Source organism: Shewanella sp. SM71, from assembly GCF_025653905.1.
Taxonomy (GTDB): domain Bacteria; phylum Pseudomonadota; class Gammaproteobacteria; order Enterobacterales; family Shewanellaceae; genus Shewanella; species Shewanella oncorhynchi.
Genome location: NZ_JAKKRW010000003.1, coordinates 173,129 through 196,776 on the forward strand (window position 1 = coordinate 173,129; position 23,648 = coordinate 196,776).

The 23,648-nt window shown below is 43.6% G+C and carries 27 protein-coding genes; 11 read left to right on the plus strand and 16 right to left on the minus strand.

Annotated elements, in window-relative coordinates:
* Window position 1 precedes the first annotated feature (1 nt).
* Window positions 2-1,108 carry an A/G-specific adenine glycosylase gene (mutY, locus tag L5L97_RS04495; protein WP_263181275.1) on the minus strand — a complete coding sequence of 369 codons (1,107 nt, stop codon included), beginning with the start codon at window positions 1,106-1,108 and terminating at the stop codon, window positions 2-4.
* Between the two features lie 200 nt (window positions 1,109-1,308).
* Between mutY and trmB the strand changes: the two genes are divergently transcribed.
* From trmB to L5L97_RS04520, 5 genes are all read left to right on the plus strand, one after another.
* Window positions 1,309-2,025: a tRNA (guanosine(46)-N7)-methyltransferase TrmB gene (gene trmB / locus L5L97_RS04500; protein WP_105251866.1), complete on the plus strand. Its 717-nt coding sequence runs from the start codon at window positions 1,309-1,311 to the stop codon at window positions 2,023-2,025.
* 48 nt (window positions 2,026-2,073) lie between these two features.
* Complete coding sequence (locus L5L97_RS04505) at window positions 2,074-2,400, plus strand: YggL family protein (RefSeq protein WP_028761293.1); 327 nt, start codon at window positions 2,074-2,076, stop codon at window positions 2,398-2,400.
* Window positions 2,400-3,314, plus strand: coding sequence for a glutaminase B (gene glsB, locus L5L97_RS04510; protein ID WP_113939414.1), 915 nt, complete (start codon window positions 2,400-2,402; stop codon window positions 3,312-3,314). Before L5L97_RS04505 ends, glsB begins: the two co-directional genes overlap by 1 nt.
* A 183-nt stretch (window positions 3,315-3,497) precedes the next feature.
* Window positions 3,498-4,319 (plus strand): YggN family protein, encoded by an 822-nt coding sequence (locus L5L97_RS04515; RefSeq protein ID WP_263181276.1) that lies wholly within the window; start codon window positions 3,498-3,500, stop codon window positions 4,317-4,319.
* Window positions 4,320-4,758: 439 nt separating this feature from the next.
* On the plus strand, window positions 4,759-5,700 hold the full coding sequence (locus L5L97_RS04520; protein ID WP_006082526.1) for a LysR family transcriptional regulator: 942 nt from the start codon (window positions 4,759-4,761) through the stop codon (window positions 5,698-5,700).
* Between the two features lie 663 nt (window positions 5,701-6,363).
* Here L5L97_RS04520 and L5L97_RS04525 read toward each other — a convergent pair.
* The 8 genes from L5L97_RS04525 to L5L97_RS04560 form a co-directional block, all read right to left on the minus strand.
* Window positions 6,364-8,211: a DUF885 domain-containing protein gene (locus tag L5L97_RS04525; RefSeq protein WP_263181277.1), complete on the minus strand. Its 1,848-nt coding sequence runs from the start codon at window positions 8,209-8,211 to the stop codon at window positions 6,364-6,366.
* Window positions 8,212-8,363: 152 nt separating this feature from the next.
* Window positions 8,364-9,530 carry a radical SAM family heme chaperone HemW gene (hemW, locus tag L5L97_RS04530; protein ID WP_263181278.1) on the minus strand — a complete coding sequence of 389 codons (1,167 nt, stop codon included), beginning with the start codon at window positions 9,528-9,530 and terminating at the stop codon, window positions 8,364-8,366.
* Window positions 9,530-10,147, minus strand: coding sequence for an RdgB/HAM1 family non-canonical purine NTP pyrophosphatase (gene rdgB, locus L5L97_RS04535; protein WP_263181279.1), 618 nt, complete (start codon window positions 10,145-10,147; stop codon window positions 9,530-9,532). The genes hemW and rdgB overlap by 1 nt, the downstream gene beginning before the upstream one ends.
* Before the next feature lie 122 nt (window positions 10,148-10,269).
* The gene (locus L5L97_RS04540; RefSeq protein WP_113939419.1) at window positions 10,270-10,704 is read right to left on the minus strand and encodes a DUF4426 domain-containing protein; all 435 of its coding nucleotides are present in this window, start codon (window positions 10,702-10,704) and stop codon (window positions 10,270-10,272) included.
* A gap of 135 nt (window positions 10,705-10,839) precedes the next feature.
* Entirely contained in the window at window positions 10,840-11,145 is a 306-nt protein-coding gene (gene yggU / locus L5L97_RS04545; protein ID WP_219233939.1) for a DUF167 family protein YggU, read from the minus strand.
* Window positions 11,145-11,693 (minus strand): YggT family protein, encoded by a 549-nt coding sequence (locus L5L97_RS04550; protein ID WP_105251874.1) that lies wholly within the window; start codon window positions 11,691-11,693, stop codon window positions 11,145-11,147. Before L5L97_RS04550 ends, yggU begins: the two co-directional genes overlap by 1 nt.
* A 46-nt stretch (window positions 11,694-11,739) precedes the next feature.
* Window positions 11,740-12,558, minus strand: a complete 819-nt coding sequence (proC, locus tag L5L97_RS04555) for a pyrroline-5-carboxylate reductase (RefSeq protein WP_173497619.1) — start codon at window positions 12,556-12,558, stop codon at window positions 11,740-11,742.
* A 216-nt stretch (window positions 12,559-12,774) separates the two neighbouring features.
* Entirely contained in the window at window positions 12,775-13,473 is a 699-nt protein-coding gene (locus tag L5L97_RS04560; RefSeq protein ID WP_028761283.1) for a YggS family pyridoxal phosphate-dependent enzyme, read from the minus strand.
* A 35-nt stretch (window positions 13,474-13,508) separates the two neighbouring features.
* Between L5L97_RS04560 and L5L97_RS04565 the strand changes: the two genes are divergently transcribed.
* From L5L97_RS04565 to hemH, 4 genes are all read left to right on the plus strand, one after another.
* On the plus strand, window positions 13,509-14,546 hold the full coding sequence (locus tag L5L97_RS04565; RefSeq protein WP_006082517.1) for a type IV pilus twitching motility protein PilT: 1,038 nt from the start codon (window positions 13,509-13,511) through the stop codon (window positions 14,544-14,546).
* 9 nt (window positions 14,547-14,555) lie between these two features.
* Window positions 14,556-15,668 carry a PilT/PilU family type 4a pilus ATPase gene (locus L5L97_RS04570; protein WP_028761282.1) on the plus strand — a complete coding sequence of 371 codons (1,113 nt, stop codon included), beginning with the start codon at window positions 14,556-14,558 and terminating at the stop codon, window positions 15,666-15,668.
* Between the two features lie 186 nt (window positions 15,669-15,854).
* Window positions 15,855-16,394, plus strand: a complete 540-nt coding sequence (locus L5L97_RS04575) for a glutathione peroxidase (protein ID WP_263181280.1) — start codon at window positions 15,855-15,857, stop codon at window positions 16,392-16,394.
* Window positions 16,395-16,426: 32 nt separating this feature from the next.
* Window positions 16,427-17,440 (plus strand): ferrochelatase, encoded by a 1,014-nt coding sequence (hemH, locus tag L5L97_RS04580; RefSeq protein WP_263181281.1) that lies wholly within the window; start codon window positions 16,427-16,429, stop codon window positions 17,438-17,440.
* An 87-nt stretch (window positions 17,441-17,527) separates the two neighbouring features.
* Here hemH and ruvX read toward each other — a convergent pair whose 3' ends face one another.
* The 4 genes from ruvX to L5L97_RS04600 all read right to left on the minus strand — a co-directional run bounded on the left by ruvX (window position 17,528) and on the right by L5L97_RS04600 (window position 19,437).
* Window positions 17,528-17,953 carry a Holliday junction resolvase RuvX gene (gene ruvX / locus L5L97_RS04585; RefSeq protein ID WP_028761279.1) on the minus strand — a complete coding sequence of 142 codons (426 nt, stop codon included), beginning with the start codon at window positions 17,951-17,953 and terminating at the stop codon, window positions 17,528-17,530.
* A 29-nt stretch (window positions 17,954-17,982) separates the two neighbouring features.
* Window positions 17,983-18,546 (minus strand): YqgE/AlgH family protein, encoded by a 564-nt coding sequence (locus L5L97_RS04590; protein WP_263148735.1) that lies wholly within the window; start codon window positions 18,544-18,546, stop codon window positions 17,983-17,985.
* A 66-nt stretch (window positions 18,547-18,612) separates the two neighbouring features.
* The gene (gene yciH, locus L5L97_RS04595; protein WP_028761277.1) at window positions 18,613-18,942 is read right to left on the minus strand and encodes a stress response translation initiation inhibitor YciH; all 330 of its coding nucleotides are present in this window, start codon (window positions 18,940-18,942) and stop codon (window positions 18,613-18,615) included.
* Between the two features lie 177 nt (window positions 18,943-19,119).
* On the minus strand, window positions 19,120-19,437 hold the full coding sequence (locus L5L97_RS04600) for a hypothetical protein (RefSeq protein ID WP_263181282.1): 318 nt from the start codon (window positions 19,435-19,437) through the stop codon (window positions 19,120-19,122).
* Window positions 19,438-19,616: 179 nt separating this feature from the next.
* Between L5L97_RS04600 and L5L97_RS04605 the strand changes: the two genes are divergently transcribed.
* Complete coding sequence (locus L5L97_RS04605; RefSeq protein ID WP_028761276.1) at window positions 19,617-20,177, plus strand: DUF4136 domain-containing protein; 561 nt, start codon at window positions 19,617-19,619, stop codon at window positions 20,175-20,177.
* Window positions 20,178-20,537: 360 nt separating this feature from the next.
* Complete coding sequence (locus L5L97_RS04610) at window positions 20,538-21,179, plus strand: trimeric intracellular cation channel family protein (RefSeq protein WP_263181283.1); 642 nt, start codon at window positions 20,538-20,540, stop codon at window positions 21,177-21,179.
* Between the two features lie 76 nt (window positions 21,180-21,255).
* Here L5L97_RS04610 and tpx read toward each other — a convergent pair whose 3' ends face one another.
* The 3 genes from tpx to L5L97_RS04625 all read right to left on the minus strand — a co-directional run bounded on the left by tpx (window position 21,256) and on the right by L5L97_RS04625 (window position 23,423).
* Window positions 21,256-21,849 carry a thiol peroxidase gene (gene tpx / locus L5L97_RS04615; RefSeq protein ID WP_263181284.1) on the minus strand — a complete coding sequence of 198 codons (594 nt, stop codon included), beginning with the start codon at window positions 21,847-21,849 and terminating at the stop codon, window positions 21,256-21,258.
* 123 nt (window positions 21,850-21,972) lie between these two features.
* Window positions 21,973-22,800, minus strand: a complete 828-nt coding sequence (locus tag L5L97_RS04620) for a mechanosensitive ion channel family protein (protein ID WP_028761273.1) — start codon at window positions 22,798-22,800, stop codon at window positions 21,973-21,975.
* Between the two features lie 32 nt (window positions 22,801-22,832).
* The gene (locus tag L5L97_RS04625; protein WP_263181285.1) at window positions 22,833-23,423 is read right to left on the minus strand and encodes an OmpA family protein; all 591 of its coding nucleotides are present in this window, start codon (window positions 23,421-23,423) and stop codon (window positions 22,833-22,835) included.
* Between the last annotated feature and the right edge of the window lie 225 nt (window positions 23,424-23,648).

The following is a 23,648-nucleotide window of genomic DNA, read 5'->3' on the forward strand; positions in this document are numbered from 1 at the left end:
ATTATTCCTTACTGACTGCGGATTGAACGAGTGATCCCAAATTGGCTAGCACGCGCTCGGTGGCGGCGGCGAGTCCCACTTTGGAAGGATGACTTATGTTATACCAGAGAGACTGGTTTTGTTCCATGACAGCACCCACGCTCTGTTTATTGCCGAGGGTTTTATCGCCGTGAGTTTTATCTAAGTTAAGCATCATGGGCTGAATATCTAAATGAAAGTGGCTAAATGTGTGCCTAAAGCCAGTTAACCATTCGAGTTGCTGCGCATCAAACCCTTGCTCTTCAAGATGAGTTTCAAGGGCAGCTTGGGTAGCGAATTCAGGGAAACACCAGAGCCCGCCCCAAATTCCCGCTGGCGGACGTTTAGCTAGAAAGACTTGGTTGTCTTGCATCATCACTAACATCCACGCCGCTTTGGTTGGTATGGTTTTTTTAGGCTTTTTGCCAGGGAAATCGGTTTGTCTGCCAATCAGTTGAGCTTTGCAATCAATCGCTACAGGGCAAGCGGCACAGTTAGGTTTGCTACGAGTGCAAATACTGGCGCCGATATCCATCATGGCTTGATTATATTTCTGAATATCTTGCTGCGGTGTGAAGGCATCCGTCAGTTGCCAAAGTTGCTCTTCAACCGTCTTTTGCACTGGCCAACCTGCGATTGCCCCATGTCTTGCTAATACACGTTTTACGTTGCCATCGAGAATGGGGTGATGTTGCCCAAGTGACAATGACAATACTGCGCCTGCCGTCGAGCGGCCGATGCCGGGTAGGGCGAGCACTTGTTCAAAATGTGTGGGAAATAATCCCTGATAATCATCGCGGATTATTTTGGCTGCTTTATGCAAATTACGCGCCCTAGCGTAATAGCCAAGACCGGTCCAATGATGTAATACCTCATCGTCTGGCGCGTTAGCAAGTGCTAACACATCGGGGAAACGCGCCATAAATTTAAGATAATAGGGAATAACAGTCGCAACCTGAGTTTGTTGCAGCATGATTTCAGAAACCCATACGCGATATGGGGTTTTATCTTGCTGCCAAGGGAGAGTTTTACGACCGTGATTGTCGTACCAAGAGATGATACGTGTAGCGAAGGAGGCTGTAGATTTCATCGGCGCAGTGTAGCGGCAGTTATCTTCTTAGACAAGCGTCAAAGATAAGTTGGCAAGGGATCTAAAGCTAAAAATCGCTGCTAAATTCGCACTCTTAAATAATCTTGGTATACTTTCGCCCCATTAGTGCTTGCACTGTATGTTGAACTTTGGATAATGCCCTTCTTTTATGATGGTGTTGTCCACTAGACGAGGCAAAAATGAGCGAAGTCACTACCGCTGAATTTAATGAAGAAGGCAAGTATCTGCGCAAGATCAGAAGCTTTGTCCTGAGAGAAGGTCGCCTAACCAAAGGCCAAGCACACGCTATTGAAAGCCAGTGGCCAACAATGGGTTTAGATTACAGCCCAGTGCCATTGGTACTAAGCGACGTTTTTGGTCGTGAAGCTGATACTGTGCTGGAAATTGGCTTTGGCATGGGCGCCTCTTTAGTACAAATGGCTAAAGATGCACCAGAGCAAAATTTCATTGGTATTGAAGTACATAAACCGGGTGTAGGCTCTTGCCTCAGTGATGCCGCCATTGCTGGTGTGACTAATTTACGTGTGTATCATCACGATGCCATGGAAGTATTAGAACATGCGATTGCTGACGGTTCATTAGCCCGAGTGCAATTGTTCTTCCCAGATCCTTGGCATAAAAAACGTCACCATAAACGCCGCATCGTACAAGCTGAATTTGCCGAACTTATTCGTCGCAAGCTAAAAATTGGCGGTGTGTTCCATATGGCCACTGACTGGGAAGAGTACAGCGAGCATATGTTAGAGGTGATGCAAGCCGCACCGGGTTATCAAAACCAGTCGGCCGACGGCAGTGTGGTGCCGCGTCCTGATCATCGTCCATTGACAAAGTTTGAAGCCCGCGGCCATAGACTGGGTCACGGTGTATGGGATCTGATGTTTGAGCGTATCGCTTAATCACGAACTCAATTTTAGCTAATTTTAAACACAAAAGGGAAAATCACTATGGCAACTAATCGTAGCCGTCGTTTACGTAAGAAAATGCGCGTTGATGAATTCCAAGAGTTAGGTTTCGATATGGCTTGGACTTTTGATGCATCAGTATCTGAAGCCGATATCGATGCAACTGTAGATAAATTCATCGATGAAGTGATCGAAACCCGTAAATTAGGTTTCCATGGCGGCGGCCACATCGAATGGGAAGGCATTATCGCCACCCAAACGATTGGTAAATGTACCGAAGAAGATATTGCTGCAGTTAAGGCATTCTGGGCGACCCAAAAAGTGTCTCAGGTTGAAGTTAGCGAACTGTACGACATTTGGTGGGGTTAATGCCCGAGTTGGCATTACTTGAGGAAGTGGTCGAGAAAGTTCGACCCTTGCTCGGCCAAGGAAAGGTTGCAAATTATATCCCCGCACTGGCCAGCGTTGATGCTGGCAAATTAGGCATTGCCGTCACGACTGTTGACGGTGAAACTTTAGGTGCGGGCGATTACCTTGAGCCGTTTTCGATTCAAAGTATCTCCAAAGTTTTCAGCTTAACCTTAGCGTTAACTTTATATGAAGAAGCCGAAATCTGGAGCCGTGTTGGCAAAGAACCTTCGGGTCATTCATTCAACTCTTTAGTACAAGTCGAGTTAGAACGTGGCAAGCCGCGCAACCCATTTATCAATGCTGGCGCGTTAGTGATTGCTGACTTATTGCAGAGTCGTTTAGGCGCACCTAAACACAGAATGCTTGAGTTAGTCAGGCAACTAAGCCAAAACGATAAAGTGTGTTTCGATAAACAAGTAGCAGATTCAGAATATCAGCATAGTGCGCGCAATGCGGCTATCGCTTATTTGATGAAGTCATTTGGTAATTTTCAAGGTGATGTTGATACTGTGTTACGCACCTATTTTCATTATTGCGCCTTGAAGATGAATTGTGCTGACTTGTCTAAGGCCATGTTGTATTTGGCTAATCGCGGCAAAAGTATCACAGGGACTGAGCTTATTTCTCAAGTGCAAACTCGGCAACTTAACGCTCTGTTGGCAACCTCGGGCTTATATGATGGTGCTGGTGAGTTTGCTTATCGTGTTGGTATGCCAGGTAAAAGTGGCGTCGGCGGCGGTATTATTGCCGTGATCCCTGGAGAACTGTCGATTTGTGTATGGTCGCCAGAACTCGATAATAATGGCAACTCACTTGCGGGCACAGCGATGCTTGAGCATCTCAGTCAGCGTCTCGGTCGTTCTATTTTCTAGTCTTATCTCTCGTTTTTTATTAGCACTATCAGACTAAATGTTAGCGAATTTCGCTAATGACCTTTTAGTGCTAACTTTAAAAATCCAACATAATCATATCGTTATAAAGTTGGCATGTCTCCTGCTATAAGCTATTCAGTAGTTTAGGTTTATCGAATTATTCAGATTAAAGGACGAACAAAAATGAAATTAAATAAGTTATTAACTGGATTTGCATTATCTGGCGTGATTTTAGGAGCATCTAGCGTACAGCTGGCGCAAGCACAAACAGAGCCAAAAATAGATGAGCGCTGTGAAGTCTCCTTAAATTATGACGTTATGGTCGAGCCTAAAAAATTGGTCATGAGCGAGAAGGGCACAGAAAAGTATCGTATCGAAGTTGACAAGTTATTTGTGGAAGGTAAGCAAGTTAACTTAACCGACAAGCAGAAAAAATTGGTTACTCAATATGCCGATGAAGTTTCGACTCAAGTGCCAGAAGTGATTGAACTGGTGAATGAGGCAGTATCTCTTGCTTCCAAAGCTGTTGGTATGGCCTTAACACCTTTAATGGGTGATGCTGCTGGTGCAAAATTTGATGAAATGATGGCTGGCATTCAAAAACGTGTTGATTCAGTGGCTTACAAGAATGGTGATAGCTTCTATTTAGGGGCGACTGAAGACTCGATGCAAAGTACATTTAACGATGAATTCGAGCAGGAAATGGAACAAATTGTCCAGAATTCAATTGGCGCAATTATGATGAACTTAGGTGGCCAAATCATGTCTGGTGGCGGTGAAAATTTTGAAGCCAAGATGGATACCTTCTCCAAAAAAATGGACAATTTAGGCCAAGATATTGAGCAACAAATTGAGAGCCAATCTAAGGGATTAGAAGCTAGGGCTGACCGTTTGTGCGACCGATTTGAAAATCTGTTAGTGCTTGAAAATCAATTGCGCCAAGAAGTACCAGAACTCGCGCCTTATGTGTTGACACAAAACTCAACCAAGGAACTGCGTGAATAGTTCTTGTAAATAATCCTTGCGAATAGCCCTTAGTTTTAACTGTAATAACTTCTATCTCCTTGTGCATGAGTCAAACTTGAATGCTACGCCCCTAGTCAATTTATCGACTAGGGGCTTTTTTATTGACTACTGTTTAATCGTGGCGACAACCCTTATGGCTAAGTTGATGTGGCTTATAGGCTAGGCTTGCAGCGATTTAGTTCGGAATGTTACAGTCTAGAGACGAATATTTGGTATACTCTTAAAATATAATTAAAAGCTGGCATATCAGTCAGATATAACCCCCTACTTTAGTGGACTTTTTCGGTCTAAATCTCTGCGTTATATCATTTTGATGCGAGATATCAATGCTATGGTTATTTTTAAGCGATGATTACGCTAACCATAGCTGCTCACCGAAAGTTAATATCATTGTCGTAAACAGCTTAAGGCGACTTCCATGTTAGAACTGTTAGAACCTATTGCGATTTTTACTCATGTGGCCAGAGCAGGTAGTTTTAGTGCCGCCGCAAGAAGGCTTGGGATCTCTAAGTCTAAGGTCAGTACACAAGTCGCCGATCTTGAACATAGACTTGGTGTTCAATTAATTCAACGTACCACCCGCAGCTTAAGCCTGACTGAAGCAGGGCATTTGCTGTATCTGCAAGGTGAAGAACTGCTGCGTGACGCTGAACAAGCGATAGCCAGCGTGCATAACTTAAATGATGCGACCCGCGGCGTGCTCAAGGTGGGTATTTCCCAATCCTTTGGGGTGATGCATATCATTCCTGCGTTGCCATCTTTTATGGCAAAACATCCTGAGCTTGAGCTACAAGTGAGCTTACTGGACCATAAAGTGGATGTCGTGAGCGAAGGCTTAGACTTACTGTTAACTATGTCTGAGCAATTACCACTTGGCATGGTTGCTAGACCTCTGATGAAGTGCCAATTCCTGTTAGTTGCTTCGCCTGGCTATATTGCTCAACATGGCGAGCCAACTCGACCTGAGCAGTTAGTTGACCACAACTGTTTGGTCTATCAAGGCGAGTGGCACGAGCACAGCATGTGGCAATTTAAGAAGGGTGATGACTACTGTGAAATTGGCGTATCGGGTAATTTCAGGGTGGATAATGCGCCTGCATTAAAATCTGCTGCAATCAGTGGTCTTGGAGTTGTGTATCTTGCGAGTTATTTGATGGAAGATGAAATTGCCAAAGGGACATTAGTGCCTTTACTGAAGGATTGGCAATTGACCCACCATCTGCCATTGCAGGCGGTTTACCCCCGTCGTAAGCACTTAGCACCTAAGGTCAGTTCTTTTATCGAATTCATCAAAGATCACATAGGAACGCCACCGTATTGGGATGCTCCCTATGTAGAATTATTCAGTAAACGTCAGTAAAATAGGAAACATTGTTCTTAAAAGCAGTCTTATGCGATTTTAAATTGGGCAGGCACTTTTCTAGTCATTTAAAATCAATGCTTTAGATTGAGTTGATGAGTACATTTGTTGATGGTTTTTTAGGGGTTCCTAAAGCACTTTTTTATAACATCCTTGAACTCTGTTCTTAATTGAATACAATGGGTAATAGTTGATTCGGAATGACCTGAGTCCTATACATTTATTGGAAATGACCCCTTTCAATTTTTGTATACAGGTCGGCGTTAATGCAGTTTTGGATCACAGCCAACAGAAGTTTGAGAACTAAAACAATGTTGGCTCTTTAAACCATCATCCTAGTTTTTGGTTTACCTCAGCCTTATCGCTGAGGTAATTTTTTTATTGATGGTTTGCAGCCTTGAGCACAAGTTTTGTCTCCCTGTACCCTAAAGTCGCAACTGTGTGTTAAATGATGTGAAGGCGAGTGCTAAAGCATATATTAATGCAACAAATATAGTGACCCACAGTGAGAAGGGTTCTGTTATCTAAAGAGATAATGGTACCAATAAAAAAGCCACTTTCGAGTGGCTTTTTTATTGGGCGTAGCTATATATGTCGCTTTAGTCGTGAAGCAGGTTAACAATGCTTCACGACTCAGCATTAAGGCATTAAAACATTAGGGTATTAGGCCTTCTTACTGGCTATCCAGAGATCGACTTGTTGTTCTAACACATCCAGTGGCAATGCGCCGTTAGCAAGTACTAGCGTATGGAAGTCGCGGATATCAAATTGACTGCCAAGCTGTTGCTCTGCTTTATGTCTTAGCTCTAGTAGTTTAATCATACCTACTTTATAAGCTGTCGCTTGCGATGGCATGACGATATGGCGTTCAACCATTTTCACCGCATCCGATTTAGCATTTGGCGTATTATCCACGTAATAGGCAATGCCTTGCTCGCGGGTCCATTTTTTTGTGTGGATGCCAGTATCAACGACTAAGCGACAGGCACGCCACAACTCCATTGCTAGGCGACCAAAGTCAGAGTAAGGATCGGCGTAGAGTCCCATTTCTTTTGGGAAAGATTCGCTATATAAACCCCAGCCTTCAATATACGCGGTATAGCCACCAAACTTACGGAACTTAGGAATATTTTGCAGTTCTTGGGAAATGGCGATCTGCATATGGTGACCCGGAATACCTTCGTGGTAGGCCAGCGCCTCCATTTGGTATTTTGGCATGGCTTTCATGTCATATAGGTTTGCATAGTAGCTACCTGGACGAGAACCATCCGGTGCTGGTTGTTCATAGAAGGCTTTACCAGCAGATTTTTCTCTAAAGGCTTCAACCTGCTTCACTACCATGGCGGCCTTAGGTTTTACTTTGAACACTTCATCCAAGCGCGACTTCATATTGTCGATGAACTTAGTCGCCTCAGCTAAATAGGCGGCTTTGCCTTCGGCGGTATTGGGGTAGTAGAACTGGGGATCATCACGCATAAAGCTAAAGAATTGCTGCAAATCGCCTTTAAAATTGACCTTCTTCATGATGGCACGCATTTCATTGTGAATACGTTCCACCTCAGAAAGGCCTAAGTCATGGATTTGATCGGCGCTCATGTTTGTCGTCGTAGTACGTGCCAAGGCATTATTGTAATAGGCGACTCCGTTAGGGAGTTTCCACGCACCATCGCGGTCATCAGCTTTGGCTGCTAAGGTTTTTACGTAACTGATGAGTTTGTTATAGGCGGGCTCGACTTGAGTAACGAGTGCTTGCTCAGCCTGTTGAAGCAGTGCTTGCTTTTCCGTTTCTTTAATCGCTAATGCGTTCACTTTACGGCGAAAATCTGCGAGTAACGCGCTGTCGTCGCCCTTATCAAAAGGCGCGCCTTTGATGATGTTTTGGCTGTCTGAAATCACATAAGCGAATACGAACTTAGGCGCGATAATGCCTTTATCTGCGCGAACGGCTAATACTGTCTGTAGTTGATTTAAGCGTTTGGGAACGCCATTCAAGCGGCTGATATAGGCCATAGCATCGCTGACATCTGTGATTTGATGTTGGTTAATCAAGAAGGAGGCGATCATAGAGTGGCCGCCATACATTTGGTTTACAGGATAATTATGATAGCGCCATTGGTCATCTTCGATGTCATTTTGCAGATTTTGTTTTAGTAAGGTAAGGCTGAGGTTTGTTTGTGGATCGAGCTTGGCCGCATCAATCTGATTGACCCGCTCCAGTTGTTTTTTTGTGCGCGCTAGGGTTTTATCATCGGCGGCATCACCCAGTTCATCCCATTTATCATAGTCTTGCTTGATCCCCATATAGGTCTGCGAAATGGGGCTCGCCATGATGTTTTCCATGAAGATGGTTTCGAACAGAGCATTGGCTTTTTCTGATTCGGTTTGCGCTACTGCATTCACAGGTTCGCTTGCACTGTGTAAGGCTGGCGCAGTTGATGCTGCATACGCGGGAATGGTCAGTAGAGCTGAAAGGGTCAGTGCGACTAAGCTGATTTTAGTTTTTATTGGCATGATCAGGCTTCCTAGATTGATTTGCATCAATACTAAAGAAGCGGAACAAGAATGTATGGATATTAGTGTTAGAAAATGTGTTAGCAGTAATAGTGTTAAACGGCACTATTTGTTACTAACACATTATTTATATATATGTTTTAACGGCTAACTCAGCAAAATTGTGTCAGTAAATCATTAACAAACATATGACCTTTACTGGTTAATTGCCAATGTTCAGCGGATTCTGTGAGTAAACCGCGTTGTTTGGCCTTTTCCATTCCTTCGGTCAATGTGTCTCTGTGTTGTCCGGTACGCAGTTCAAATTCTTGCTTAGGAATAGGTGTCATCAGACGCAGGCGATTCATTAAATATTCGAGCGCGCGGTCTTCCTCTGCAACTTCAATCGATTCGAAGGTGTAGTTGTGGGCACTCAGATATCCCTTGGGATGTTTAATTTTTACTGTGCGTATGATGCGGTTTTCTTCTGGCAGCGTCACTTTGCCGTGGGCGCCACAGCCTATGCCTAGATAATCACCAAACTGCCAGTAGTTGAGATTGTGCCTACATTGGTAACCTGGTCTTGCATAGGCGGATATTTCGTATTGCTCATACCCTAATGCGGCCAGCTTTTGTTGACCTTGCTCATAGATATGCCAGAGCGCTTCGTCATCGGGCAGCTGTGGCGGTTTTGAGTGGAATAGGGTATTGGGCTCAATCGTTAACTGGTACCAAGATAGGTGTGGCGGATTCAGCGCCGCTGCCGTGTCGATATCGGCCATAGCTTCAGCAAAGCTTTGATTGGGTAATCCATGCATTAAATCGAGGTTAAAACTCAAGTATCCCGCTTGGCTGGCTTTTTGAGCGGCGACTTGTGCCTCGTTTTGATCGTGAATACGTCCAAGTAAGTTGAGTTTATCCTTAGAAAAGCTCTGCACCCCGATAGATAAACGGGTGACGCCCGCTGCACGATAGGCACTAAAGTCATCGTGTTCTAAAGTGCCAGGGTTGGCTTCCATAGTGATTTCGATATTGTCACTAAAGGGAATTAGCGCATTAGCACCATCGAGTATGCGTTTGATTTGTTTGGCATCGAATAATGATGGCGTGCCGCCACCGATAAAGATGGTATGGAGCTGCCGCCCTTGGACGAGATGTAAGTCTTGGCGTAAGTCTTCCCATAGCGCATCAACATAGGCTTCTTGTGGCAGCTCACCATTTTGACCATGGGAGTTAAAGTCGCAGTAAGGACACTTTTGTACGCACCAGGGAATATGGATATACAGACTGAGTGGCGGCAGTTCGAGCTTCATCGCAGTAGTCACAGCAGTTGACGACATTATTGTGCATTCCCGCCAGTTAACACGCCTTGGGCTTGCATGGCGGCGATGAGTTGCACTAGGGCTTTACCGCGATGACTTAAGGCATTTTTCTCTTTGCTGCTCAGCTCTGCCGCGCTACATTGATAATTTTCAGGGATAAAAATCGGATCGTAACCATGGCCATTGGCGCCGCGTTGGCTAAAGTCGATTTGGCCTTCCCATGAGGCTTGGCAAATAATCGGGGTAGGGTCTTTCGCATGGCGCATATATACCAGTACGCATTGGAATCTTGCCCCGCGAGGTGCTGGCTGGTCTTTTAACGTCTCCAGTAGTTTCAATACGTTGTCTTGATCTTTGGCATTTTCGCCCGCGTAACGCGCTGAATAAATACCTGGAGCGCCTTGGAGTAAATCCACTTCTAAACCCGAATCATCGGCAATGGCCGCAAGTCCGGTGATTTCGGCGGCATGCCTTGCTTTGATAATGGCATTCTCTACAAAAGTGGTACCCGTTTCTGCTACTTCGCTGACATTAAACTGGCTCTGCGGCAGTACAGTGACACCGTAGCTTGCGAGTATTTGATCAAATTCGGCAAGTTTGCCTTTATTACCGCTGGCGAGGACGATTTGTTGCATGGAATACCTATCATAAATGGGGCGACGTGCGTTGGCACTATGATACCCAAGCTCAATAGTAAAGGACAGGGAAAGGGGTTGGCGCTACAGGAAAGCAACGCCAACAAAGGTATAAAATAGGTTTATTCAACGTAGAATTTTTGCTTGAACTGTAAGTTCGTGTTCAGTTGATTGCCATATTTAATTGCGATATTGAAGTTGATTTCTTGATCATCGCGGTAGGGCACTTCGGCAATGTAATAAATCGCATCACCTTCGCGGATCTCTTTAAACGTTAGATTGATTCGCGCATCTAACAAATTATTAGCAACTCCAGTAATTTCAACGGGTACTGCGGGCTTATTTGCTTCGCTAATATCTAATACGGCAATATTGATGATGCCAGTGTAGCTACTGCGCTTAATGCCATAGGATTTGGCTATGCTAGGCGTTAAAAATGTACTGCCAAGTGCCATGTAATGAATATCAAAATTGCCGACAGTTTCTTTTTGCTCGGCATTTGCAACACCGCAAAGGCTGGCCGTGAGGGCTAATACAGCGAGAAGATTACGGAACATGATGGGATACCTCATATTAGAGAATGTTGGATTATAGGGCCGCCGTGACTATTTTTTCCAATAAATTAATAGTATTCAAAGGATTAATTCGTTTTCAGTTGTACGATTTTTTAACTGAGTGATCTTTCAACTGAATTACCTTTCACTATCTTGCCCCATCAGTTCAGTAATGACACTTGGGATGATCTTAGGGTCAATAATGCGGATTTGTTTATGTCGGCCAAGTTCACCTTTTATTATGTGAATGTCGCTCTTTGGCACTTTAAAAGCTTTTGCTAAGTACTTGCTTAAATGGGCATTCGCTTTGCCATCTATGGGGGGCGCAGTGATGGCTACTTTTAGCTCATCACCGTGCAATCCTACAATTTGATCGCGGCTGGCCTTAGGCTGAATGTAGAGATTGAGCAGCAAGTCACCCTGCTGCAAAGTCACTGCACTCATTAGATCACTGCCCAATAAGGGATATATTGAGCAAGTAACATATTGAGGAAATTCATACCAATAATGACCAGCATTACGGATAAATCTAAACCACCAATTGGCGGTATGATACGACGTATTGGTGCTAATACGGGTTCAGTTAACTGACCCATAATCATTACAATGGGATTATAGCCTTGGTTAAACCAGCTTAAGATTGCGCGTATTAATAGCATCCAAAACAGCAGTACCCCTGCTTTTTTGACCACAGATACAACGGCAAACAGCAAAAATAACAGTATGTCTATGCCACCGCCCGCAATGAGGCTAATTAGTAGCAGCTTGGCTATCACAACCAATAATGCGAGGACGAAAGATGCGGTATCAAATCGCCCTAAGGAAGGCAAAATACGGCGCATTGGTGCGATGAGCGGGTGAGTTGCTTTAACAATAAATTGGCTAAAAGGATTGTAAAAATCAGCCCTTGCCAGTTGTAACCAAATCCGCAAAATCACTACCATCAAATAGAGATCGAATAGAGTGGTGATTAAAAAGGTAAATGCATTCATCGAGATTTCTACCTATTAAAGTTCGATATAAAAACGTGTTAGTGGATCAAAATGTTTTAGCCATTTCTTCTGCACGATTAATACAGTTTTCCATGGCTTTTTTTACTAAGCCGCGCATATCCGCAGCTTCAAATGTCGCCAGCGCTTGTGCGGTGGTGCCGCCCTTTGAAGTAACATTCTCCCTTAAATTACCTAAGGTCAGTTGTGGGTTTTGCTTTGCCATCATAGCAGCGCCAAGCGCAGCTTGCTGCACTAAACTTCTGGCTTTTGTTTCATCCATTCCCATTTCTTTGCCTGCATCTATCATAGACTCCATTAGCAAAAAGAAATAAGCCGGTGAACTGCCCGATAGTGCAATCACTTGATCTAAATCTGACTCTTCATTTACCCACACTATTTCGCCGCCGCTTGACATCAAACGATCGCAAATGGCTTTCTGCTCGGTAGTAATGCTTTGAGGCGCATAGAGGCCAGTCATACCAACACTAATTTGCATCGGCGTATTTGGCATGGCGCGGATAAGCTTGATGTCTTGTGCCAGATAGTCGGTATATCGCTTTGCTTTAATGCCCGCAGCGATAGTGATGACTAACTTATTCGACAGCTCGACTGTCTGTAATGCTTCACAAACTTGTTGCATCAATTGTGGTTTTACTGAAAGTACTATTACATCGGCAGCTTGCGCCGCTGCCAAATTATCCTGAGAAACCAAAATCCCAAAATCGTCTTTTAGTGCATCAAGTTTACCTTGGCTGGGATTAGTCGCTTGGATGAGTTGAGCTGGATAGCCGCTATTGATTAAGCCACTGATGATGCTGCGCGTCATATTGCCGGCACCGATAAAGCAGATTTTCTGTTGATCCATTTGATTCTCTTCAGTGTGTTAACCGTTAACTTGTAACATCTTCACCTTAAATTAAGATGATAAAACGGTTAGTCATTTGAATGACTGAGCCTGATTATCGACTCTCGCTAATTGCTCTTAAATCGTTAATGTTCGGTGTTCTTAAATACAGTATTTGGGCATAAAGTGCTAAAAACAAGGTTAAACTGACCTCTAACTAAATGCCGAACGTGGATTTTACGCAGCGTAATTGCGCTCACCAAAAATGGCACTGCCAATACGCACCATAGTTGAACCGCAGCTAATCGCTGTATCTAGGTCATTACTCATCCCCATTGAAAGCGTATCTACAGCGGGATAATGCGTTTTAAGTTCTTGAAATAGATTGTTTAACATGGAAAACTCTTTAAGCTGTAACTCTGTATCTGCGGTAGCCGTTGGAATTGCCATTAGGCCCCTCAGTGCTAAGTTAGGTAGCTGAGCTATCAGTTCGGCCAGTGGCAGCATTTGAGCCGCATCTATGCCAGATTTTGTGTCTTCAGCACTGATATTAATTTGAATACAGACGTTTAATGGCGCCAATTCGGCCGGACGTTGCTCATTGAGACGTAGGGCAATTTTGTCGCGTGAAACGGTATGCATCCAATCGAAATGCTGGGCGACTATGCTGGTTTTATTGGATTGGAGTGGGCCGATAAAATGCCATTCTATGTCTGGGAAATCCCCCTTGAGCGCAGTAATTTTTTCAGCGCCTTCTTGGACATAGTTTTCGCCAAAGCAACGCTGACCCGCTTGGTAGGCTGCTATAATGTCTTCAATAGGTTTAGTCTTGCTGACGGCAAGTAAGCGAATACTGCTGGGGTGGCGGGCACATTTTTGCGCTGCTTGTGTGATCCTGCGCTGGGCGATTGCGAGTCTGTCTGCTATTGTTGTCATGATGTAATTATCTAGTTGCAAGGATATCCCAAACGATGGAAATCACTGAGTTATTGGCATTTAGTGTAAAACACAAAGCCTCGGATCTACACCTTTCTGCAGGGATATCTCCCATGATCCGTGTTGACGGTGAAGTGAGAAAAATTAACCTGCCCGCGCTCGATCATCAAGGTGTACACAGCTTAGTGTACGACATAATGAATGATAAGCAGCGCAAGGACTACGAAGAACATTTAGAAATCGATTTCTCGTTCGAAGTCCCTAATCTTGCACGCTTTCGTGTTAACGCATTCAATCAATCCCGTGGTGCAGCGGCTGTGTTTCGTACCATTCCAAGTGACATTTTGTCACTTGAGCAATTAGGTGCGCCGGAAATTTTTAAAAAAATTGCCAGTTTCCCTCGCGGATTAGTCCTAGTGACTGGACCTACGGGGTCGGGTAAGAGTACCACACTTGCCGCCATGGTGGATTACGTGAATGAAAATCGACATGATCATATCTTAACCATTGAAGATCCTATCGAATTCGTTCACCAAAATAAGCAATGTTTGATTAACCAACGTGAAGTTCACCGCCATACCCACAGCTTTAATGCGGCGCTTAGAAGCGCACTACGTGAAGACCCAGACGTGATTTTAGTCGGTGAGATGCGTGACCTTGAGACCATTCGTTTGGCGATGACCGCCGCTGAAACAGGCCACTTAGTGTTTGGTACCTTGCATACTACTTCTGCCGCGAAAACGATTGATCGTGTGGTCGACGTATTCCCCGCCGGTGAAAAAGACATGGTGCGCACTATGTTGTCTGAATCGCTGCAAGCGGTTATTTCGCAAACCCTGATTAAAAAGGTGGGAGGAGGCCGTGTCGCCGCCCATGAAATCATGATGGGCACGCCCGCTATCCGCAATTTAATTCGTGAAGACAAAGTGGCGCAGATGTATTCGGCAATTCAAACAGGTATGGCCCATGGAATGCAGACCTTAGAGCAATGTTTACAGAACTTAGTCAATCGCGGTCTTATCACCCGTGAAGATGCAATGGCGAAGAGTTCGAATAAACAAGCGACATTTTAAGGATTTATGATGGATGTTCGTCCGTTTTTAAAAGTGATAGTGGAACGCAAAGCCTCCGACTTGTTCATCACAGCGGGTTTTCCGCCGAGTGCCAAGATTGACGGTGAATTGCGTCCCTTGGCAGAAAGTGCGTTTACACCAGCACAATCACTGGATTTTGTTGAGTCGTTAATGACAGAGGCGCAGAAGCAAGAGTTTCATTCCACTCGTGAGTGTAACTTCGCTTTTGCGGCAAAGGATTTAGGTCGTTTTCGGGTGAGCGCTTTTTGGCAGCGTGAATCGCCTGGCTGCGTGATGCGCCGTATTGAGACTAAAATCCCTGATGTCGATGATTTAAAATTGCCGCCTATTCTAAAAGATCTGGTGATGAGTAAACGTGGCCTCATCATTATGGTAGGCGGAACGGGAACGGGTAAGTCAACGTCCTTGGCGGCCTTGGTGGGTTATCGCAATGGTCATGCTCGCGGTCATATTCTCACGATTGAAGATCCGGTCGAATTCGTTCACGACCACAGAAAAAGCATAATCACTCAGCGTGAAGTGGGTATAGATACTGAGTCTTTTGATGCGGCGCTAAAAAGCTCCCTTCGCCAAGCTCCCGATGTGATCTTGATTGGTGAAATCCGTACCCAAGAGACGATGGAGTTTGCGCTGTCATTTGCTGAAACGGGTCACCTCTGTATGGCAACCTTGCATGCCAACAACGCCAACCAAGCGTTAGACCGGATTATGCATCTCGTGCCTGAGAGTAAGCATCAACAGTTATTGTTCGATTTATCATTGAATTTACGCGGTATTGTGGCGCAGCAATTGATCCCTAAAGTCGATGGCACAGGGCGTCGCGCCGCGATTGAAGTATTGATTAACACCCCAAGGGTGGCGAGTTTAATTGCGAAGAACGAGCTGCATTTGCTCAAAGAAACCATGGCAAAATCCAACGAGCAGGGCATGCAGACGTTCGATCAGGCCTTGCTGAAACTTTATGTCGATGGCGAGATTAGTTACGCCGATGCGCTGCACCATGCTGATTCACCAAACGATTTACGTTTGATGATTAAATTGCAGAATAAAGAATCCACGGGCTCAGGTTTTATGGAAGGTGTCACCTTAGACATGGACTAACGCGATAGTCAGGTTCTGGGTTAGGCAGCTCTTTATGGGCTGCTTTTTGTTTGTGTATTAGATTTTCGTTCAGCTCAATCGGTTCTACTTCATCGCTATGTTGCCATTATCCATAGCTTTTATTTTTTAATTCAATATGATCTTTACCTAGTGCGTTTGCGTAATGTACTGGTAAAGGAGAAAGCAATGAAAAAATTACCTATGATATTCGCTATGACAGCGAGCTTGATGAGTGTTGGCGCTATGGCGGCCACTTGTCCCGAGTATCTGAACCTTGAAGTACGAAAATTACATTCTGAAGAGACAGTTAATCTGTGTGAATTGACTCAGGGAAAACCAGTGTTGATTGTTAACACGGCCAGTAACTGTGGTTACACCCCGCAGTTTAAAGCGCTCGAAACATTGCATGAAAACTACAAAGATAAAGGCTTAGTGGTCATTGGTTTCCCATCGGATGATTTTTTCCAAGAAGAAAATGATGAGAAAGATACGGCTAAGGTGTGTTACATCAATTACGGTGTCACCTTTACTATGCTGTCGACATCGCCAGTACGTGGTAGTGACGCTAATAGTGTCTTCAAATACTTAGCCGAAAAAACTGGTGCGCCTAAGTGGAATTTTTATAAGTATGTCGTCAGCGGTGATGGCGCGGTTGTGCAACAGTTCAATTCTAAAGTGAAGCCAGATAGTGAAGAGCTTAAGCAAGCGATAGAATCTGTACTTTAATCTTACTAATATTTATTAATTAAGAGGCTGTTTTGGCTAAATTTTCAGGCTTATCCAAAGAAGTTGGACACGGGCAGCGCGGCAAAGTAGGCGTGTTGTTGTTGAATTTAGGTACTCCAGATGCACCCACAGCATCTGCTGTTAGACGTTATCTTGCAGAGTTTTTAGCGGATCCCCGAGTCGTCGAGATCCCTAAGCTAGTGTGGATGTTGATTTTACACGGGATCATTTTGCGGGTACGGCCAGCAAAATCGGCAGCGTTATACCAAAAGGTATGGACTGCGGCAGGTTCACCGTTAATGGACATTAGTTTGCGTCAAACGGCAAAGTTAGCGGATAAGCTTAAAGCTGATAACTATGATGTTTCTGTGCATTTAGCCATGCGTTATGGCAGTCCGTCGGTTGCTAGCACCTTGCAGAATATGCATCAAAATGGCATAGATAAAATCGTGGTGTTACCTCTGTATCCCCAATATGCGGCGCCAACTACGGGTTCTGCATTTGATGCGATTGCGGCTGAGTTGTCCAAGTGGCGCTATATTCCAGCACTGCATTTTATTAATACTTATCATGACAATGCTGACTTTATTAATGCTTTAGCCAATTCGATCACGGCTGATTTTGAAGCCCATGGTAAACCGCAAAAATTGGTGTTGTCATACCATGGTATGCCTGAACGTAATTTGCATTTAGGTGATCCGTATTACTGCTTCTGCATGAAAACGACTCGACTGGTTACCGAAAAGCTTGGGTTAGGAAAAGATGAGTTTGTCATGACTTTCCAATCGCGTTTCGGTAAAGCCAAATGGCTACAACCTTATACCGATGCGACTTTGAAAGCGTTGCCGCAACAAGGCGTGCGTGATATTGCTATCGTCTGCCCAGCTTTTAGCGCCGATTGTTTAGAAACGCTGGAAGAAATTGTTGGTGAGAATGGTCATCTCTTTGCCGAGGCGGGTGGTGAGAAGTTCCGTTACATCGCTGCACTAAACGATGATGATGCACACATTACTATGATGGCCAACTTAGTGAAGCCACATTTTTGATCTGGTAATTTATCGGGTTAAACATCAAACTAAAAGGATAAGGCAATTTATCCTTTTATTTTTATTGTAGTTTTATTTATTGTGGCATTACTTGCTGAAGTTATTTTCGAAGTAGCTTTCGATGATAAGGACGGCAGACACCGCATCGACTTGACCTTTGGTCAGAGCCTTAAACCCACCCAATTCGAATAATCTGGCCTTAGCATCAGTGGTAGTTAATCGCTCATCTTGAGTGGCTATTTTGACTTTGAACTTAGCATTGATGCGATTAGCAAATTTACGCGCCCTGTGGGTCATATCTTGCTCTGTGCCATCCATGTTTAAGGGCAGGCCAACGACGACTAAGTCGGGTTGCCACTCTTTGATTAAGTCGCCTATCTGATCCCAATTTGGGATACCATCGACGGCCTTGAGTGATAATAACGGTGTGGCGCTGGCAGTGATCTCTTGGCCTATAGCCACACCAATGCTCTTAGTGCCAAAATCAAAGCCTAATACGGTTTTCGAATTCATAGTGTGCTGACTTATATTAATAAATAGACTTAAGCGTGACCCGCTTGAGCTGAAACTTGCCAAGCATCAAATCCGAGAGCACGGCTGGCCTGTGGCCAACGGTCTTCGTGTTTAATGTCAAACAAGAGCGCATTCGTTGCTGGAATTGTGAGCCAAGAATTATCGGCAAGCTCTTGTTCGAGCTGATCTTTACTCCACCCAGCATAACCTAAGGCGACGAGAAACTTCTCTGGCGATCTGTTGCTTCCAATCGCGGTTAACACATCACGGGAAGTGGTTAGCATTAAACCACAACCCAGATCTGTGCTATTGGCCCAATAGGGCTGAGAGGTATGCAGCACAAAGCCGCGATCTTGGGAGACGGGGCCGCCCATCATGACATTGGTATTAGGCACTAAATCCGCGGAGACTTGCTCTGCTGGCAAATCCATTTGTTCCAATAGCGAATTAACTTCGATACCGAGCGGTTTATTGATCACCAGTCCCATGGCGCCTTTGGTATCATGTTCACAGATATAAATGACTGAGCGTTCAAAAAACGTACCATGTAGTGAGGGCATGGCAATTAAGAAATGGTTCTGCAAACTCTCCATTAAACTACTCCGTTTGATGTGGCTAAGTTGATCTAGCTTGCTGCTATATTGCTAAGTCGGGCGAGATTAACCGCCAGCTAATTTAACTTTGTAGTTTTGTTTCTCAAGTAATAGCTTTAATTGCTCGCGGTTGTCCGTTTGGACCTCAATAGTGAAATCTTTAACCGTACCACCACAACCACATTGTTTCTTAAGGGTTTGAGCCATTGCTTTTAACGCTGCTTCATCGAGACCTAACCCAGAGATAATCGAAACGCCTTTACCTTTGCGGCCTTTACTGTCTCTATGGATCCTGACTATGCCATCGGATTCCGGAATCGCTTTAGTGGCGGGCTCTGCATTTATACGGCCTTTGTCGGTGCTGTACACTAAGGATACATTAGGATCTGCTTTCATTGGTTTCATTCATTGATATTAGAAGGTGACTTATACCGACTCAGTTTATCAAATTTGCAGAGGTTCTGGGAGGTAAAAAAAGACCACTTGAGGATTCTCCTTAAGTGGCCAATACAAAATGCTAACTCTTTGCAGGGAAGTAAGCATATTTTTGAAAAGTAAGCTTAAAGCTCAGGATCAATTCATTCGCATGAATACCATGGCTATCAGCGCCACAGCGGTGAGTAATGCACTGGGCATAATAAATTTATGTAACTTAGGTAACGCAATTAAGCAGGCTGTTGTAACAAAACCAAATGCGGCGACTGTGGCATAGTTAGTGCCATTAGCAATGGTATCAATAACCAACCAGCCAAGCACTAAGAGGGGTAATATCAGTAAACTGGTAGGCAAATGACGTTTAATTTTTGCGTTATTCGCCTCGAGAGAAATTTTTTCTGGTGCAAGGAAAAAAATGGCAGATGCAACCATAAACGCGCTAATAAACCAGAACATTTCAACCCCCCTTCAAATCCTAATTGATAATCATTATCATCTTTGGCTTTGCTGAAGTCAAGCTGAATGAGATGCTGCTTTTTAATCAATTGAGTTGTAGATTAGGCTATTGCTCTGTAAGCTAAATTCATATCTCTGATACTTGTCTTTGTTCGGGTCGAACATCTGAGGAAATTAAGATGAAAAATATTTTTGTAGCATTAGCTGTGTTGGCACTCAGTGCCTGTAGTTCGATGAAGTCTGGTTGGGATTTTGACCCTAGCGCAAATTTTACCCAATATAAAACCTATGCTTGGGTTGCTCAGAAAACGGATTCTGCCGGATATCATCTAGATGGCTTGATGGATCAACGGGTCAGAGAAGCGGTGAATAGCCAGTTAGCGAGTAAGGGGATGACATTAGTTGATGCAAAAGATGCTGATGTACTTGTTAATTATCTGACCAAAGTTGATAAGAAGATTAATGTTGATACCTTCAATAGTAATTTTGGCTACAACCCATACTATGGTCCAGGATGGGGGTGGGGCGGCAATATGCAGACCCAAACCACAGTAAGAGAATATGAAGTCGGTACCCTGATTATTGATTTGGTTGATAATAAAACCACTAAACTGATCTGGCGTGGTTCTGTTGCCGATACCATTCGCGACAAAAATACCCCAGAAGAAAGAGTACAGATCATCAATCAAGCAGTGGGCAGTGTAATGGCAAATTATCCACCTAAGCCTGACACTAAATAGTTCTGATTCAGTTTGAATGAACATTAAGCGGCCTAAGGGCCGCTTTTTTGTGGTTGATTTTTATGCTTTTTGTCTACGGTATTAGATGATCTGCAGTTATTTATCATCTGATTGGATTTACGTTATTAATACTTATTAAAAATTCTATTTTCATAGATGACAATGTGAAGGTAACATTTTTATAACTAGCTATTTTGTATAATATTTATTCTATAACTTAATAAGGTTGTAGGAATCTGCATCAGATTATTAATAAGATGATGAATTAATTTTTCTAATGATGAATTCAAAATAAAATCATTATAGAACTGAGAGGTTATCAGGCAGAATCAATTCTTTGAGTTGTTGGTAGTAGCAAAGATGCATGAGACGCAGATTATTGGATTACTTTGGCTGATTGGGATTATTGCCGAGGCGATGACGGGCGCTCTGGCGGCTGGCCGCAAGCAGATGGATTTGTTTGGTGTGGTGATCATTGGCTGCGCAACGGCAATTGGTGGCGGCACACTAAGGGATATGATGCTCGGAAATTACCCCTTAATTTGGGTTGAGCATGTGCATTACCTTATTGCGATTGCATTCGCTTCTTTGCTCACTGTCGCTATCGCCCCTGTGATGCGTTATCTGTCTAAGTTATTTTTGGCTATTGATGCCTTAGGTTTAGCCGTATTCTCCATCGTGGGCGCACAAAAGACGTTAATGCTGGGATTTAGCCCAACAATTGCCGTAGTCATGGGATTGGTCACTGGTGTCTTTGGTGGCGTTATCCGCGATATTCTGTGTAACCAAGTGCCTTTGATTTTTAAAAAAGAACTCTATGCGGTGATTTCATTACTGACGGCAGGTTTGTATATCGTCTTAAAAGCCTATCAGTTAACGGAATGGATTAATCTGGTTATTTGTTTAAGCGTTGGTTTTAGCTTACGGATGTTGGCGCTGCGATATCATTGGTCTATGCCGACCTTTGACTACCAATCCAGTGGCGATCAGCACATACATTAAATCGTAAAACCAAATCGTAGAAATAGAACCGTTAAACAAAAGGGCAGCTAAGGCTGCCCTGTTTTTTAGCGGTGAATTACTGCTGGGCTTGCAGGGTTTTCAAGGCTTCAAGCGCGGCATCATAGTTAGGATGCTCTGTGATGTTTGGTACTAACTCTTGGTATTGGAGCTTACCTTCTGCATCTATGATGAAAATGGCTCTAGCCAGCAAGCCGTAATCTTGAATTAACAAACCATACTTTTCACCAAAATCACGCCACACGCTATCTGATAGTACTTTGATTTTATCTACGTTTTCCACTTTACAGAAACGCTTTTGTGCGAAGGGTAAATCGGTACTGATCGTTAGCATGATGACGTTATCGGAAAAATGGCCAACTTCGCTGTTGAAGCGCTTCGTCTGCAGTGCGCAAACACCTGTATCTAGGCTTGGCACGGCACTTATCAGTACAGTTTTACCCTTAAAATCACTTAGCATCACTGGCGTGAAATGCTCATCAACGACTTTAAACCCCGGCGCCATTTGCGACAATTTTGGTCTTTTCCCTTCTAATGTGACTGTTTTGTCACCCATTAAAACCTGTGTTTTCTCACTGGCGAGTGTATTGGGACTCATCAGAACTAGGCTATAAATACAGCTTGCGGCTAAAAATGAAACATATTTTTGCATTGGATTTCCTCACACATGAATATCTGTGCCTTCGCTAATATCTGTCCATTAAGGTACGCTAAAATGATGCGTAGAACCATAAAAAAAGGCCGGTAATTACCGACCTTTTTTATCCACTAATTGTTATTTGCTTAGCGGTAATTCTTTGACATGGATATCCATTTGTGGGAATGGAATACCGATATCTGCAGCGTCTAATGCATTTTTTATTTGCTCAAGCAGTTGGAAACGTGCAGTCCAATAATCAGATGTTTTTACCCAAGGACGAACCACGAAATTGATTGAAGAGCTAGCCAATTCAGAAAGTCCAACTGTATATGCTGGATCTTTTAACACATACTGGTTGTTATCTAAAATATCGGTCAATACTTTTTTAGTGAGTGCAATATCGGCGGAATAAGATACACCAATCACTAAATCGATACGACGACTATCCATTGCTGAGTAGTTAGTGATAGTGCCATTCATGATAGATGAGTTTGGCGCTACGATAACTTTATTATCAGGAGTGCGAAGCTTGGTTGAGAATATGGTTATTTCATCAACAGTGCCGGCGATACCTGCAGCTTCAATATAGTCACCTACGCGGCAAGGGCGGAATAACACCATTAATACACCCGATGCAAAATTAGACAGAGAACCTTGTAGCGCTAAGCCTATTGCTAAACCTGCAGCACCGATAACGGCTACCAGTGATGCGGTTTGTACACCAATTTGGCCTAACGTGGCAATAACCGCGAAAACAAATACCACTGCCCAAGCGAGATTTGCGACAAATGAAACGACTGTCGGATCAACTTTACGGCTGTTAAGTAATTTACGAACAAGCTTCTGTGCTACGCCCGCAAAGTATTTACCAACAAAGAAGATGATAATGGCGAATAATGTTTTTAAGCCATAAGTCACAATCAGATCTGGTGCTTGCTTTAATAAACCTTCGAGGTTTTCCATTGAATAACTCCCTAAATATACGCTAACAAAAACTATTTATTATTGACGATAAATTCTACTCGTCGATTTAAACTGCGCCCTTCGCTAGAACGATTGTCCGCTACAGGTTCAGATATACCTTTACCCATTACGATAAAGCGATTTGGATTAAAGCCATAATCTTCAACCAAAATACGTTTTACATTTTGAGCTCGCTGAAGTGATAGTTGATAATTAAACTCTGGTGTACCAACGATATCTGTGTGGCCTACTAAGGTTAATTCAGCATCATTTGTTTCTAAGAATGCTTTTACTAAGGCTAAAGTTTTCCATTGAGAAAAGTCAATCTCGGCAATGGCAAATTCAAAATACACCATAGCTGCAGAAATATTATGACAATCTGTGTTTAACTCAGCATTTGAATGACTCATATCGCAAACTGGTGATGCAGTCATTTCCACAGCGACTTCTTCCACACAACCATTAGCCATAACAGGTGTATTTGGCTCTGTGTTAGGACAGGCATCTTTGATATCTGGCACTCCATCTCGGTCAGTGTCAGACCAAGCAAATACCTGTGATGTTAGGCTTAAACTTAATAGCAAAAGCGCTAGCTGAATCCATCGAGATTGGGAGTTTTTCACTACAAATCACCTATTGAACGATAAGTATTAGTCAAAATTACTAAAGCGATCGCATTGTTGTAGCATGACCATCTTAGTGTGGCATTCTAACGAGTAAGACTCTTTTCGCCAAGCTAAACGCGTACAAGCGTCCGTACATCGACAGATAGATATCGGCAAGATCTTGAGTATATTTATGTTTTTATTAGTAGATGTCAGTATGTCGATACTTGCTTCAAGCATGAG